Origin of the sequence: Streptomyces sp. NPDC005761 (assembly GCF_040630635.1) — a bacterium.
In the GTDB taxonomy this organism is placed as follows: Bacteria; Actinomycetota; Actinomycetes; order Streptomycetales; family Streptomycetaceae; genus Streptomyces.
In genome coordinates this window covers 35,767-49,902 of the sequence record NZ_JBEXXX010000001.1, presented here as the reverse complement: position 1 = coordinate 49,902, position 14,136 = coordinate 35,767, and the positions used below count along the sequence as shown (strand labels likewise).

The 14,136-nt window shown below is 71.9% G+C and carries 13 protein-coding genes; 3 read left to right on the top strand and 10 right to left on the bottom strand.

Annotation, left to right across the window (positions count from 1 at the left end; genetic code table 11):
• Window positions 1–2 precede the first annotated feature (2 nt).
• The 7 genes from ABZ434_RS00255 to ABZ434_RS00225 are packed head-to-tail and all read right to left on the bottom strand — an operon-like array spanning window position 3 to window position 7,442.
• Entirely contained in the window at window positions 3–1,127 is a 1,125-nt protein-coding gene (locus ABZ434_RS00255; RefSeq protein WP_359130936.1) for a DegT/DnrJ/EryC1/StrS family aminotransferase, read from the bottom strand.
• Window positions 1,124–2,284 carry a DegT/DnrJ/EryC1/StrS family aminotransferase gene (locus ABZ434_RS00250; protein WP_359130934.1) on the bottom strand — a complete coding sequence of 387 codons (1,161 nt, stop codon included), beginning with the start codon at window positions 2,282–2,284 and terminating at the stop codon, window positions 1,124–1,126. The genes ABZ434_RS00255 and ABZ434_RS00250 overlap by 4 nt, the downstream gene beginning before the upstream one ends.
• Window positions 2,281–3,078: a tryptophan synthase subunit alpha gene (trpA, locus tag ABZ434_RS00245; protein WP_359130933.1), complete on the bottom strand. Its 798-nt coding sequence runs from the start codon at window positions 3,076–3,078 to the stop codon at window positions 2,281–2,283. Before trpA ends, ABZ434_RS00250 begins: the two co-directional genes overlap by 4 nt.
• Window positions 3,078–4,262 carry a tryptophan synthase subunit beta gene (trpB, locus tag ABZ434_RS00240; protein WP_359130932.1) on the bottom strand — a complete coding sequence of 395 codons (1,185 nt, stop codon included), beginning with the start codon at window positions 4,260–4,262 and terminating at the stop codon, window positions 3,078–3,080. Before trpB ends, trpA begins: the two co-directional genes overlap by 1 nt.
• On the bottom strand, window positions 4,259–5,056 hold the full coding sequence (locus ABZ434_RS00235; RefSeq protein WP_359130931.1) for an indole-3-glycerol phosphate synthase TrpC: 798 nt from the start codon (window positions 5,054–5,056) through the stop codon (window positions 4,259–4,261). Before ABZ434_RS00235 ends, trpB begins: the two co-directional genes overlap by 4 nt.
• A complete protein-coding gene (gene trpD, locus ABZ434_RS00230) occupies window positions 5,056–6,102 on the bottom strand; it encodes an anthranilate phosphoribosyltransferase (RefSeq protein ID WP_359130929.1) in 1,047 nt (348 codons plus the stop codon). The genes ABZ434_RS00235 and trpD overlap by 1 nt, the downstream gene beginning before the upstream one ends.
• Complete coding sequence (locus ABZ434_RS00225; RefSeq protein WP_359130928.1) at window positions 6,102–7,442, bottom strand: nucleotide sugar dehydrogenase; 1,341 nt, start codon at window positions 7,440–7,442, stop codon at window positions 6,102–6,104. Before ABZ434_RS00225 ends, trpD begins: the two co-directional genes overlap by 1 nt.
• 107 nt (window positions 7,443–7,549) lie before the next feature.
• On the opposite strand from ABZ434_RS00225, the gene ABZ434_RS00220 reads away from it, so the two are divergent.
• A complete protein-coding gene (locus ABZ434_RS00220) occupies window positions 7,550–8,950 on the top strand; it encodes a PLP-dependent aminotransferase family protein (RefSeq protein ID WP_359130927.1) in 1,401 nt (466 codons plus the stop codon).
• A 7-nt stretch (window positions 8,951–8,957) separates the two neighbouring features.
• Here the strand turns inward: ABZ434_RS00220 and ABZ434_RS00215 are convergent, their stop codons facing one another.
• The 3 genes from ABZ434_RS00215 to ABZ434_RS00205 form a co-directional block, all read right to left on the bottom strand.
• Window positions 8,958–9,632 carry a response regulator transcription factor gene (locus ABZ434_RS00215; protein ID WP_359130926.1) on the bottom strand — a complete coding sequence of 225 codons (675 nt, stop codon included), beginning with the start codon at window positions 9,630–9,632 and terminating at the stop codon, window positions 8,958–8,960.
• On the bottom strand, window positions 9,616–10,722 hold the full coding sequence (locus tag ABZ434_RS00210) for a histidine kinase (RefSeq protein ID WP_359130925.1): 1,107 nt from the start codon (window positions 10,720–10,722) through the stop codon (window positions 9,616–9,618). The genes ABZ434_RS00215 and ABZ434_RS00210 overlap by 17 nt, the downstream gene beginning before the upstream one ends.
• Before the next feature lie 62 nt (window positions 10,723–10,784).
• On the bottom strand, window positions 10,785–11,327 hold the full coding sequence (locus tag ABZ434_RS00205; protein ID WP_359130924.1) for a hypothetical protein: 543 nt from the start codon (window positions 11,325–11,327) through the stop codon (window positions 10,785–10,787).
• 586 nt (window positions 11,328–11,913) lie between these two features.
• Here ABZ434_RS00205 and ABZ434_RS00200 point away from each other — a divergent pair.
• Window positions 11,914–12,825, top strand: coding sequence for a UbiA family prenyltransferase (locus ABZ434_RS00200; protein WP_359130923.1), 912 nt, complete (start codon window positions 11,914–11,916; stop codon window positions 12,823–12,825).
• Between the two features lie 310 nt (window positions 12,826–13,135).
• Window positions 13,136–14,074, top strand: coding sequence for an ACP S-malonyltransferase (locus ABZ434_RS00195; RefSeq protein WP_359130921.1), 939 nt, complete (start codon window positions 13,136–13,138; stop codon window positions 14,072–14,074).
• Window positions 14,075–14,136: the final 62 nt, after the last annotated feature.

Here is a 14,136-nt window from a genome sequence, read left to right as displayed (position 1 = left end):
GCTCACCTCCCCGCTGCGTAGAAACGGTTGACGGCGGCCACGACGCGTTCGGCCGCCCCCGGCGCCATGTCCGGGTGCAGGGGCAGTGCGAGGGCCTCCCGGGAGAGCTGCTCGGAGACGGGGAAGTCACCGGGCCGGTGGCCGAGGTGGGCGAAGGCGGGCTGCAGGTGGAGGGGGCGCGGATAGTAGACGGCCGTCTCGATGCCCTGGCCGGCCAGATAGCCGCGGAGCTCCTCGCGCTGCTGGGCGCGCACCACGTACGTGTAGACGGAGCGCCCTTCGAACCCGGCCGGCGGCGGCAGCAGCGCCGGGGCCAGCGGGCGCAGCCCCTCCTCGTAGACGGCGGCGATCTCGCGGCGCCGCTCCAGGAGCGTGTCCAGGTGGGGCAGCTTGCGCAGCAGGAAGCCCGCGGTCAGCTCGTCCATCCGGCAGTTGAATCCGAGCAGCTCGTGGTAGAAGCGCTTGCCGACGGGCTGGCCGTGGTTGCGCAGCATCCGGGCGATGCGGGCGAGCTCGGGGTCGTCCGTGACGATCATCCCGGCGTCACCGATGCCGCCCGCGGGCTTCGCCGGGAAGAAGGAGTAGACCCCGGCGTGCCCGTGCCGGCCGGCGGGCTTGCCGTCCACCTCGGCGCCCAGGGCGATCGCGCTGTCCTCGACCAGGTGCAGGGAGTGCCGGGCGGCGATCTCCGCGAAGGCGCCCATCTTCGGGGAGCCGCTGAAGAGGTAGGCCGGCAGCAGCGCCCGGGTGCGTTCGGTGACGGCGGCCTCGGCGGCGGCCGGGTCGAGCAGGCCCGTCTCGTACTCGACGTCCGCGAAGACGGGGCGGGCCCCGCGCAGGGCGACGGTGGAGGCGGTGGAGACGAAGGAGAAGGCGGGGGTGACGACCTCGTCCCCGTCACCGAGGCCGAGCGCGGCCAGGACCACGGTCAGCGCTCCGGTGCCGCTCGCCACGGCGACGGCGTGCGCCGCGCCGGTGCGGCCGGCGATCTCCGCCTCCAGGCGCTCCACCCGGGACTTGAGGATGAACTCGTCGCTCTCGGCGACCTCCTGGAAGACCTCCACGAGGTCGTCGGCCCAGTCGGCCGAGCGGGCGGGCCAGTCGAAGTACGGGATGACGGTGGTCACGATGCGGCTCCGTAGAAGGCGTGGACCAGAGCGGCGACGCGGTCGGCCTGCTGGTCGGTGAGATCCGGGTAGAGGGGCAGCGCCAGGGCCCGCTGCGCGGCGGCGTCGGACACCGGGACGGGGTGGCGGGAGCCGGGCAGCGGAGCGAGCAGCGGCTGGTCGGTCAGCGGGCGCGGGTAGTACGCCTCGGTGCCGACCCCGTGGGCCTCCAGATACGCGGCCAGCTCGTCCCGGCGGTCGCACTCGATCAGGTAGACGTAGTAGACCTGGTTGCTCGGCGACTTGGCGGGCGCCATCCAGGGCGTGGCCACGGTCCCGGCGAGCGGGGCGAGCAGCCGGTCGTAGCGGGCGGCCAGCTCGGCGCGCCGCCCGATCTCCTCACTGAGCCGCTCCAGGCGGTGCAGCAGGAAGGCCGAGTGCAGTTCGTCGCAGCGGCTGTTGTAGCCGAGCTCCTGGTAGACGTACGCACCGTCGGTGTCGTACGCGCCGTCCGTGCCCTGGCCGTGCAGGCGCAGCCGCCTCGCGCGGGCGGCGATCTCGTCGTCGTCCGTGAGCAGCATGCCGGCGTCGCCGAGCGAGCCGAGGGTCTTGGTGGGGAAGAAGGAGAGCACCCCGCCGCTGCCCCAGAGGCCGGCGTGCACCCCGCCCGCCCGCATGTCGATGCCCTCGGCGCTGTCCTCCAGCAGGATGAGCCCGTGCCGGTCGGCCAGGTCCTTCAGCACCTCCATGTCGGCCATCTGCGAGAACAGGTGCACCGGCATGATCGCCTTGGTGCGCTCGGTGATCGCGGCCTCGGCGCGCTTCGGGTCCATCGCGTAGCTGCCGGGAAGCACGTCCACCAGCACCGGCTCGGCGCCCACGTGCAGGACGGACGACGCGGTGGCGAAGAAGGTGTACGCCGGCACGATCACCTCGTCGCCGGGGCCGATGCCGGCCGCCCGGAGGAGGATCACGAGGGCGTCGGTCCCGTTGGCGACGGCCACCGCGTGCCGGGCGCCGGTGCGTTCGGCGATCGCGGCCTCCAGTTCGGCGGTGACCGGGCCCGAGGTGAACCGCCCGGAGGCGGCCACCTGGCGGACCATGGCCTCCAGCCGGGTACGGTCCCGGCGGGCGGAGGCGGCCCCGCTGAAGAACGGGATGGCGGTGGCGTCACTCATCGCGTGGCCGCCTTGAGGGAGGAGACCAGCCCGGCGACGGCCCGGCGGCGGTCCGCCGCGTCCCGGGCGGCGCCGATGGCCTGCAGGAGGGCGCTGCCCACGATCACGCCGTCCGTCTTGCCGTGCAGCGACGCCACGTGCTCCGGGCGGGAGATCCCGAAGCCGACGGCCATCGGGGTGTCGCCGGCCGCGCGCACCCGCTCCAGATAGGAGTCGAGGCCCGGGTCGAGATCCTTGCGGACTCCGGTGACACCGTTCGCCGCGAGGACGTACAGGAAGCCCCGGGAGGCGGCGGCGGAGGCCGCGATGCGCTCGGCCGAGCTGCCGGGCGCGGTGAAGAACGTCTGGCCCAGCTCGTTGGCCTCGGCGTGCGCCAGCCACTCGGCGCCCTCGCTGACCGGCAGGTCGGGGACGACGAACCCGTCGACCCCGGCCGACCTGGCGTCGTCGTACAGCTGGGTGAGGCCGTAGCGCAGGAACGGGTTGCAGTACCCCATCAGCACGATCGGCGCCTCGACCCCCGCGGCGCGCGCCTCGGCGACGACGTCGAGGGTGGCGGCGGCGGTGGTGCCGGTGTCCAGGGCGGCCTGGCCGGTCGCCTGGATGACCGGGCCGTCGCCCAGCGGGTCGGAGAACGGGACGCCGAGCTCGATCACATCGGCGCCGGCCTCCACCGCGGCGGAGATCAGGCCGACGGTCTCGCCGAGCAGCGGGTAGCCGGAGGTGATGTAGGCGACCAGGGTGGTCTCGTCCTTGGTCCGGTTGTCGGTGAAGGTCTGTTCGATGCGCTTCATCAGGAGGTCTCCTCACGCTGCTTCAGGGCGGCCATGGCGGAGGTGAGGTCCTTGTCGCCGCGGCCGGAGAGATTGACGAGGACGGTGCTGCCGGGCGCGCACTGGCGGGCGACCTTCAGGGCGCCGGCCACCGCGTGCGCGGACTCCAGGGCGGGGAGGATGCCCTCCTGGGAGCTGAGTGCGACGAACGCGTCCAGGGCCTCGTTGTCGGAGGCGGAGATGTACTCGACCTTTCCGGTGTCCTTGTAGTGCGAGTGCTCGGGGCCGACGCCCGCGTAGTCCAGGCCCGGGGCGATGGAGTGGGTGAGCTGGATCTGGCCGTCGTCGTCCTGCAGCAGATAGGTGCGGGTGCCCTGGAGCACGCCCGGGTCCCCGTAGAGCAGCGGGGCCGCGTGCCCGCCCTGGCCGCCCTTGCCCTCACCGGCGGCCTGTACGCCCACGAGCCGGACCGGGTCGTCGAGGAAGGCGCTGAACATCCCGGCCGCGTTGGAACCGCCGCCGACACAGGCGACGACCGCGTCGGGCAGCCGGTCGTTCGCCTCCAGGAACTGGGCGCGGGCCTCGCGGCCGATGACCGACTGGAAGTTGCGCACGATGGTCGGGAAGGGGTGCGGGCCGACGACCGAACCGAGCAGGTAGTGCGTGGTGTCGGGGCGCGCGATCCACTCGCGGATCGCGGCGTTGATGGCGTCCTTCAGCGTCGCCGTGCCCAGGTCGACCAGCTCGACGCGGGCGCCGAGCAGCTCCATCCGCTGCACGTTGGGGGCCTGCCGCTCGGCGTCGACCCGCCCCATGTAGACGGTGGCCTCCAGGCCGAGGTAGGCACAGGCCGCGGCCACGGCCACGCCGTGCTGGCCGGCGCCGGTCTCGGCGATGATCTGCTTCTTGCCGAGGCGGCGGGCGAGCAGCGCCTGCCCGATCGAGTTGTTGATCTTGTGGGCGCCGGTGTGGGTGAGGTCCTCGCGCTTGAGCCAGAGCTTGACGCCGTTCTCCGTGGCGCCGAGCCGGTGCAGTTCGGTGATCGGCGTGGGCCGGCCGACGAACATCTTGAGCAGCTTGTCGAGCTCCGCGTTGAACTCCGGGTCGAGGAGCGCCTTCTGGTACTCCTCCTCCAGTTCCAGCAGCGGGCCCACCAGGGTCTCCGCGACGAACTGTCCGCCGTACTCGCCGAATCGGCCGTTCACGAGGCCACCTCCAGAATGGGGACCCCGGTGTAGGACCGCAGCTGGGCGGCGGGGTCGGGGCTGCTGAGCAGGGACTCACCGATCAGCGCGGCGTCGAAGCCGTGCGCGGCGATGCGTTCGATGTCGGGGCGGCCGGACAGGCCGCTCTCGCTGACGGTCAGGACGCCGCGCGGGATGTCGCGGCGCAGCCTGGCCGAGTTGTCCAGATCCACCGAGAAGGTCTGGAGATCACGGTTGTTGATGCCGACGATGCGGGCTCCGGCGGTCAGCGCCCGGTCCACCTCGTCCTGGGTGAAGGTCTCCACCAGCGCGTCGAGGCCGAGGCCGTGCGCGGTCCGCACCAGGTCGGTCAGCATCGCGTCGTCGACGGCGCGGGCGATGATCAGGACGCCGTCGGCGCCGCTGTCGTGGGCGAGCGTCACCTGGCGGATGTCGACCATGAAGTCCTTGAACAGGACGGGGACGGTGACGTCGGGGTGCTCCGCCACGGTGCGGACCAGCTCGGGTGAGCCGCCGAAGTAGGGCGTGTCGCCGAGGACGGAGATGGCCGAGGCGCCGCCCGCGATGTAGCTCCTGGCGGTGGGCACGGCCTGTGCGGGGTCGAGCAGCTGTCCCTTGGACGGGGACTTGGGCTTGATCTCGGCGATGATCGAGACCTCGTCCCCGCCGAGAGCGGCGGCCAGCCGGCCGGGGACGGCGGCCGTCCTGCGGCCGCGGGCCGCGGCGTCGGCGGCTGCCGGGCCGCTCCAGGCGGCACGTTTGGCGGCGACGATGTCGTCGAGGTGCGTGGCCATCAGGTGTTCTCCGGGGTGATCGGGGCCGGGGCGAGCCGGGCGGCGAGGGCGGCCGGGGCTCCCTGCCGTACGGCATTCCGGGCGAGGGTGATCGCGGACTCCATGTCTGCTGCGAGACCGGCCAGTTGGAGTACGGCCGCCGCGTTGAGCAGCACCGTGTCGAGCAGCGGGGCAGCGGCGGTCCCGTCGAGGACCTGGCGGGCGAGCACCGCGTTGCGTGCCGCGTCACCGCCCGCCAGCTCGGCGCGGCCCGCCGGGTGCAAGGGCAGCCCGGCCGGGTCGACGGTGAACTCGGTGAGTTCGCCGCCGTCCACCTGGAGGACCCGCGCGGGGCCCCCGGTGGTCAGTTCGTCCATCCCGTCGAAGCCCTGGATCACCCAGGTCCGCCGGTGGCCGAGCCGGAGCGCGGCCTGCGCCAGGACGTCCTGGTCCTGCCGGGTCGCGGTGCCGATGAGCCGGCCGGTCAGCGGGACCGGGTTGGCGAGCGGGCCCGACAGGTTGAACAGGGTGCGGAAGCCGAGCCTGCGGCGTACCGGGGCCAGCCTGCGCAGCGCCGGATGGAGCGCGGGGGCGAACAGGAACGCGAACCGGTGCTCGGCCAGCAGGTCCGTGATGCGCTCCCCGGGGTCGATGTCGATCCCCAGTGCCTCCAGCAGGTCGGCGCTCCCGCACTGCGAGGTCGCCGCCCGGTTGCCGGCCTTGGCCACGGTCGCGCCGGCCGAGGCCGCGACCAGACCCGCGAGCGTGGAGATGTTGACCGAGCCGCTGCCGTCACCGCCGGTGCCGACCACATCGACCGCCGGACCCGTCCAGCCGACCGGCCTGGCCACCGCCAGCACCGCCTCCACCGCGGCCGCCACCAGGACCGGTGTCGCCCCGCCCACCGCGACGGCGGTCAGGAAGGCAGCGGCGTCCACCTCGTCCGTGGCCTCGTCCAGCAGCTCCGCCACCGCCGCCCTGGCCGCCTCGGACGACACCGTACGACCCGCTACCGCGTCCCGGGTGACGGTGGGGAGCGCACGGCCTGCGAGCAGGGTGGCCGCCATCACAGCACCGCCACATTGCTGGCCGCCGTGAGCTTGTTGTGGGTGTCGAGGACGACCGGCGGGATGCCCCACAGCAGGTCCTGCTCCAGGCCGGGCACGGGGGTGACCATCACCGCCGCGTCCAGCTGCGCCAGCTCCACCACCGCCCAGTCGGCCGCGGTGACCGGCTCCCCGTCCACGACGAGGCCCGGGACCAGCGGATCGTGGTACGAGACGACGGCCCCGGCGGCGCGCAGGCCGCGGATGACGTCCAGGGCGGGTGCGTTGCGCAGGTCGGCGACGCCGGACTTGTAACTGACCCCGACGACCAGCACCTTGGCGCCGCGCAGTGAGGAGCCGCGTGCCTCGACGAGCTGGGCGAGCCGCTCCACGACCTGCCAGGGCCGCCGCTCCACCCGCTCGAACGCCGCGCCCACAAGCTTCATCTCGGTGCCGGCCCGGTCCGCGGCCTCCCGCAGGAACAGCGGATCGACCGGGATGCACTCGCCGCCCACTCCGGGCCCCGGGTAGTGCGGGAGGAAGCCGTAGGGCTTGGTGGAGGCGGCGTCGATCACCTCGCGGACCGGTATGTCCAACTCCCGGCACAGGTCGGACAGTTCCAGCGTGAGGCTGATGTTGACCAGGCGGAAGGTGTTCTCGAAGACCTTGGAGAGCTCGGCGACCTCCGTCCGCGAGACCGGGACCACCGTCTCGCAGACCAGCCCGAACAGGGCCGCCGCGCGGCGGGTGCACTCCGCGGTGAGGCCGCCCACCACCTTCGGGGTGTTCGCCAGGTTCCAGCCGTTGGTGTTGGCGGGGTCGACCCGCTCGGGGGCCATCGCCACGTGGAAGTCGGTGCCGGGCTCCAGGCCCGTGGCGCGGGCCAGGGCGGCCGCCGCGGCGGCCGTGGTGCCCGGCGGGACGGTGGACTGCAGGATCAGCAGCGTCCCGCGGCGCAGCAGCGGCGCCACCGAGTCCATCGCCGCCTGCACGTAGTCCAGGTTGGCCTGCTGGTCACCGGTGACCGGGGTCGGTACGCAGACGATCAGGACGTCCGAGCCGGCCAGCTCGCCGGACTCGGTGGTCGCCTTCAACCGTGCTGCCACTGCACCGAGTTCGGCGTCGCTCACATCCGGCAGATAGGAACTTCCGCGTGCCACCCGGTCGACCCGCTCGGCGTCGGTGTCCATCCCGAGCACCGGAAGACCGGCCGTGGCGAAACCGAGACCGAGGGGCAGACCGGTGTATCCGAGGCCGACGATTCCCACCCGCAGGGTGCGGCGTTCGATCTTCTCGTCGAAGACGCTCGCGCCGTCCCGCCCATGGATCACGGGAGCGAGTACGCCAGTCATTTCAGCCATGGGGTTCTCCCTCTGAGTGCTATAAATAAAGGCCGTTGGCGTGATCAAGTAGGCCAGTGGGCGAGGGGGACCACCCAGACCACTGCGGGGGATACGGAGCAGACCAGATGGCCTGGCATCTGTCGGTCCAAGTGGACCGGGACTCGGCGGTACCACTCACCGCGCAGCTCCAGAACGCCATCAAGACCAGGGTCGAGGACCGGGTTCTGCACCCTGGGTCACGACTGCCGTCGAGCCGCCAACTCGCCCTGGACCTGGGACTTTCCCGCAGTGTGGTGGTCGAGGCGTACGAGCAGCTGATCGCCGAGGGCTATCTGGACGCGGTCCGCGGATCAGGCACCCACGTCGCCCGGAAGATGCCCGAGAGCGTCGGTGACACGTCCCTGCTGGACTCCCGCCCGGCGACGAGTGCCCGCTGGGATCTGCGGGTCGGCATAGCGAACCTGTCGAACTTCCCCCGCCAGGAGTGGCTCAACTCCTATACGAAGGTGCTGCAGAACGTCGGCCGCGAGGGCATGGACTACCCCCCGGTCGCCGGCATCGCCGAGCTGCGCAACGAACTCTCCGGCTATCTGGGCCGGGTGCGCTCGGTGCACACCGAACCCGGGCAGGTGATGGTCACGGCGGGATTCGCGCAGGGGCTGGCACTGCTCTCCGACTCCCTCCAGCGCCTCGGCATCCATGAACTGGCCATCGAGGAGCCGGGGCACAGCGGCCAGCGCCGCTTCATCCTGGACACCGGGCTGACCCCCCTGCCGGTGCCCGTCGACGAGGAGGGCCTGGTCGTCGAGGCCCTGGAACGCTCGGGGGCCCGCGCGGTCCTGGTCACCCCCGCGCACCAGTTCCCGACCGGGGTCATGATGTCGCCGGAGCGCCGGAAGCAGCTCCTGGCCTGGGCGCGGGCCCGGGACGGCTGGATCATCGAGGACGACTACGACGGCGAGTTCTGGTTCGACCGCGGCATCAGGCCCACCGCCCTGCAGGAGGGCGACCCGGAGCGGGTGGTGTACGCGGGCACCACGAGCAAGGTCCTGGTCCCCGGCCTCCGGCTCGGCTGGCTGGCGATACCCCCGAAGCTGTACCCCCTGATGGAACGGGTCCGCTCCCGCCAGGACCAGGGCTCCGACACCCTGACCCAGCTGGCCTTCGCCGAGCTGATGCGCAGCGGCCTGCTGGACCGGCATCTGCGCCGGGTCCGCTCCCGCTACCGCTCCCGCCGCGAGGCCCTGGCCGCGGCCGTCCACGAGTCCCTGCCGGAGGCCCGGATCATCGGCTGCGCGGCGGGCCTGCACAGCTACGCCGTGCTGCCCCCCGGCACCGACGAGGCAGCCGTGGTGCACGGCGCCCTGCGCCGCTCCGTCCTGGTCCGCAGCGGCGGGGCTTTCCGGTTCGGCGGGCCGCCCGGCGAGCCGGGCCTGCTCCTGGGGTACGGCTCGCTGCCCCTCACGGGCATCGCGGACGCCGTTGCGGCGATCGGGGCGGCGTACGAGGAAGCACGCCGGGGCTGAGAGCGCCTCAGCGCATCGAGCGGCCCCTGGGAGCGGCGATCAGCTTCTGGGCCAGCGCCTTGTTCACCGCGTCGATGCGCGACACCGCGTCCAACTTGTCGAAGATGTTGCGCAGATGGCGCTTGACGGTGCCTTCGGTGATGCCGAGCCTGGCCGCGATCTGCCGATTGCTCATGGCCTCCGCGACACACGTCAGCACCTCGCGCTCGCGCGGCGAGACCGGCCCGGCCTCCTGGTCGTGCGCCTGGTCGCCGCCCGACGTGTAGCCGGAGCGCGGCACCAGGATGGTGATCTGGTCGTCCTCCCGCGCGGCGTTGCGCACAGCGCTCAGCAGCGCCGCCCGGGAGACGCTCTTGTGCAGATAGCCCCGGGCGCCCAGCTGCAGCAGCTCGTGGACGAGCGGCTGGTCGTCGTACATGGTGAGGATGATGATCCGCAGGGCGGGGAATCGTTCCAGCAGCCCGCGTACCGCCGCCCGGGGGTGGTGGTCCGGCATCTCCACGTCGAGCAGCAGCACGTGCGGCTGGTGCCGCTCCACGAGCTCTGCGAGCGCCCGCCCGCTGCTCGCCTGGGCCACGACCTGCAGGTCGTCCTCGGCGTTGAGCAGTTCGGCCAGTGCGGTGCGCAGCAGCGTGTGGTCGTCGGCCGCCACGATGCGGATGAGTTCAGGTCGCGCGTTCAACGGAATCACCTGGAAGGTCCATCAGGGGGATCGTGATCGTGACCCGGGTGCCGCCGGCCTCGGTGGAGCTGCTGAACAGGATGGTGCCACCGAGCAGTTCGACCCGCTCGGTCGCCGACGCGATCCCGTTGGCCCGGCCCGCCGTGGCGACCGCCGAGACGTCGAAACCGCGTCCGTCGTCCTCGATCAGCGCCTGCAGTTTGTACGGGGCGATGTCCACGGCCGCGAGCACGTGCTCGGCCTCGGCATGGGCCAGGGAGTTGCGCAGGCACTCCCGCACCACGAGGAACACCTCGTCGAGCACGTCCTGAGGGGCCCATTCCTCACTGCCGTTGACCTGGATCCGCACCTTGGAGGGGGTGATCTCCATCGATTCCAGGAAGGCGGTGAACGCCGACTCCAACGTGCCTTCGCGATCGGCCCGGCGCAGTTGGGTGACCAGGTCGCGGATGATGCCGAGGGCCTCGGTGAGGGTGTCCTTGACGGCACCGATCCGCGCGGCGACCTCGTGAGGGCTGGATTCCCAGGTCAGTTCGTGCAGCTCGATGCGCCGGAGGGCGAGGCTGACGTGATTGCCGAGGTGGTCGTGTATCTCGCGGGCGAGCTGCCGCTGACTGGCGGCGTTGACCTCCCGCACCGTGTTCAGCAGGTAGGTGTCGTGCCCGATCGCGCCGGCCTCCAGCCGCATGCCGATCCCCCGCTGCAGCGTACGCACCCCGGCCTGGAAGCCGTCGAAGGCGGCGGGCGAGTCCACCATCGCCTTCCCGAGCGCGTCGAAGACGATGTCGAAGAGAATCATCCCGGCACGGATGGAATGCACGGCGTCGATGCCTTGGGTCGCCCGCTCCACGCCCAGGCCCTCGACCTGCTGAATCAGCCGGTCCCGCACGTCGGCACGGCCGTTCCGCAGGCTGTCGGCGCAGTCCCGGACGATCCGCTCCGCCTGTAGGGCACAGGTATGCCAGGTCTCTTCGCTGGAGACCAAGGGACTTTTGATCATTTCGAGCCGACTCCGGTAGTCGGACAGTAATTCGTCAGTCCGGGCCAGGAGTTGTTCAGCTGTGTCGGATTCAATAAAACCTGATTGCATCGAAGAGCCCCCACCCTCAACAGAAACCGACTCTCGGATCATCATCGTACGGTTACAGAATGTCAACACGACTCCACCCGTCCCACGTTCTGAGACAAGCCGTTCGACGGCCATGAGAAAACGCTTACCGCGGCCTCCGGCATCGCCGTGGCAACGCAACCGACATATCCGTCGGGGCAGTCCACATCGTGAACGTACCAGTCGGCCGAATCGCCTGACCGGTGCGCGCGCCGCAGCCCGCCCGTTTCCGGCGCACCGACCGAGACGGGTGTGCGCAGTCCGGTTCCGGCCGCTTTGCCCACCGCCTCGATCGCGGTCCAGGTGCGGAACCCGGCGATCCGGTCCTGTGCCCCCACCGCGGGCACCCGGCTCCAGTCGAAGGACGCGCGCAGCCGCTCGATGTCCACGCCGACCGCGCCCGGCTCCCCGGCCACCCCCACCAGGGCGGCCGCACCGGAATGCGACAGGCTGAAGCCGAGATCCGGCCACGGCCCGTCGACGAGCACGGGCCGACCACGGCCGCAGTCGCCGCACATCTCCGGCTCGGGGCACCGGCGGGTGAAGCGGGGCAGGCCGGGAGCGACGCCGAGGTACTCGCCGAGCACCGCGCGCAGGGCGAGGTGGGCACAGCGGTAGCGCCACCGGGCGAGGGGGTGACGGATCCGCGCCGCACGCGCCCGTTCGCCGGGATCGAGGACCGCGTCCGCACCCCCGGGCGGGACACGGTCCAGAGGGACGGACCAGACATGGACCTCCCCGGGCGCGAGGACCGGGGGATTCGGGGCGCTCGGCGCGCTCGGCGCACTCGGCGCACGCAGGGCACTCGGGGCAGCGGAAGGGTAGGGGTACGGGTACGGGGACAGCTGGGTACGCATGATGGCTTCCCGGGGTCGGAAACGGACCAGGGCTGCCAACGGCCCATGACGGGAAGCGGGGTGCCGGAAACGACGGCGCCCGCCTGCTCACCAGCGAAGCGCGGGCGGCAGACGGGCGGGGGGTCCACTTCGGCGGTGGTCCGGCGTACCAGAGCGGAAGGCGAACGGCTCCGGTGCCGGGCGAAATTCGGAATCCGACCCGCCGGTATTCCATGCCTCTTTAGTGGTAGGCATGGCTCATTTGCAGAACAGTCAGGTCGGCCTGCTGATGCCTAGGCTCCTGGTCATGCCTATGGCGACGATACGGCCACTGCCTGTGACTGCACCCAGTGGTCCGAAGTACCGGATTGCAAGCATTCCGCGGCTCTGCATCGAAGAATCCCGCCCCGCCGTTCTGATGGCCTTCCAGCTCCGCTATTTCGCCGGCATCGCGCTGGCGCTCGCGGCGGATCCGACCATCGGCACACACTCGGTACTTCGGGCTGTGTTCGGCTCCCTCGCATGGTTCGGCGCCATCTTCTACACCTACCTCTACAACGGCTGCATGGATTACCACGAGGACCAGGTCAACGGCTCGGCCCGCCCGATAGCGAGCGGGCGGCTGCCCCGGCAGTCCGCGCTCCTCGTCGCACGCGGGGCGGCCGTCGCCTCGCTGGTGTCCGCGGCGTGCGCCGGGCTCGGCCCCCTGCTCCTGTGCGCGGCCATGCTGCTGCTCGGGCACGCCTACTCCGCGCCCCGCACCGTGTGGAAGAACAGCACGCCCGCCGCCATGGGCGTGGTCTTCCTGTCCGGGCTCCTCACCTACGCCGCCGGCCCTCTCGCCCTCGGTGTCTCCCCCAGCTCACCCGCACTGTTCCTTACGGCCCTTGCCATGTCCCTGTGGATGGCACTCGTCGGGGCGGTCGCCAAGGACTTCTCCGACATCGAGGGCGACGCCGCCGCCGGCCGCCGGACCTGGGCCGTCACCCTGGGCGAACGGCGTACCCGCATCCTCGTCGCCGTGGGCGCGTGCGCCGTGGGCACCTCGTTCGCCGCCGGAGCGCTGCGCTGGGCCCCGGAGCAACTGCCCACCGCCTGCGTGGTCCTGGTGGGCGGGCTGGCGCTGGCCGCCGTGACCCTCGCGGGCCACGCCACCGACGACCGTCATCTCCGCCGGCGCCCATACCGCTTCTTCATGGTCACGCAGCACTGCGCACATCTGGCGCTGCTCGGCCAGGCCGTCGCCTGAAATTCGGCTCAACAAGCCCAGCCGCCCCAGGAATCACTGCGGACCGGCCCGGGAAACACAAAGGAACACCCCCCCTTCCAAAGGCGCATTCAGCCACCACTCAAGTGCAACGCACGGGTCTGACAGGGCGGTTGAAGTGGTTACATCACCGGAGAAAGCAACGGATCGCAAAAATGCGATCCGGACCGCGGCATCCGGGAATGGGAAAGTCACTCACGCCAGTGGCGGGGAACGCGTGTCAGTGGCGGGAACGCCTTCCCCACCGCGCAGTGACACATCGCCCCCGGCCGCAGGGAGGAGACGGAAGACGATGACGAGCACCCGACTGGCACTCATGTTCCCCGGCCAGGGAGCCCAGCGTCCGGGCATGGGCCTGCCCTGGCACCGCACCGCCGGCTGGTCCGTGGTGGCAGAGGTCTCCGAGGCCGCCGGCCGGGACATGGAGGCCCTGCTGCTGGACGCCGGCACGGAGACGCTGCGGCGCACCGACAACGCCCAGTTGACCACCTTCACCCTGGCCATGGTGGCGCTGACCGAGCTGCGCCGTCAGCACCCGCTGGCCGCCTTCCCCGGTGCGTGCGCCGGACACAGCCTGGGTGAGTACTCCGCCCTCGTCGCCGCCGGAATCCTCGACCCGCAGGACGCGGTCCGCCTGATCGTGGCGCGCGGCGCGGCCATGCAGACGGCCTGCGAACGGGCGGAAGGGGCGATGGCCGCGGTCCTCGGCCTGGACACGGCACGGGCACAGGACGTGGTCGACGAGATCCACGCGGACGGCGGCCAGGTGTGGGTGGCGAACCTCAACTCCCCGCAGCAGACCGTGATCGCGGGCCGGGCCGCCGACGTGGAGCGCTGCTCCCGGGCGGCGGAGCGGGCCGGAGCGGCGAAAGTGGTGGCCCTGACGGTCGGCGGCGCCTTCCACACCCCGCTGATGGCCGGGGCGGTCGAACCCTTCGCGGCAGCCCTCGCCACGGCACGGTTCATGCCGGGCCACTCGGCGGTCGTCTCCAACGTGGACGCCCGCGCCCACCGCGGCGGGCCGCACTGGGCGGAGCTGCTCCGCCTCCAGCTGACGGCACCGGTCCGCTGGTCGGACACGCTGGACACGCTCACCACGGAACTGGCCTGCGACCGCCTCATGGAGATCGGGCCCGGCAGGACCCTGACGGGCCTCGCCAAGGCGACCGTTCCCCGCATCCCGCGCGACACGTTCTCCGACCCGCAGGCATCCCTGGCCCCCGCGTCCTGAACCCGGCGGCGGCGAAAGGGCCGCCACCCCGTGCCCCCCACCCACGTTGTGCCTCAACCCCC

Coding starts and splice junctions, on each gene's coding strand:
- ABZ434_RS00250 (WP_359130934.1), bottom strand. CDS start 2,284: ATGAGTGACGCCACCGCCATCCCGTTCTTCAGCGGGGCCGCCTCCGCC.
- trpA (WP_359130933.1), bottom strand. CDS start 3,078: ATGAAGCGCATCGAACAGACCTTCACCGACAACCGGACCAAGGACGAG.
- ABZ434_RS00235 (WP_359130931.1), bottom strand. CDS start 5,056: ATGGCCACGCACCTCGACGACATCGTCGCCGCCAAACGTGCCGCCTGG.
- trpD (WP_359130929.1), bottom strand. CDS start 6,102: ATGGCGGCCACCCTGCTCGCAGGCCGTGCGCTCCCCACCGTCACCCGG.
- ABZ434_RS00225 (WP_359130928.1), bottom strand. CDS start 7,442: ATGGCTGAAATGACTGGCGTACTCGCTCCCGTGATCCATGGGCGGGAC.
- ABZ434_RS00220 (WP_359130927.1), top strand. CDS start 7,550: ATGGCCTGGCATCTGTCGGTCCAAGTGGACCGGGACTCGGCGGTACCA.
- ABZ434_RS00210 (WP_359130925.1), bottom strand. CDS start 10,722: ATGCAATCAGGTTTTATTGAATCCGACACAGCTGAACAACTCCTGGCC.
- ABZ434_RS00195 (WP_359130921.1), top strand. CDS start 13,136: ATGACGAGCACCCGACTGGCACTCATGTTCCCCGGCCAGGGAGCCCAG.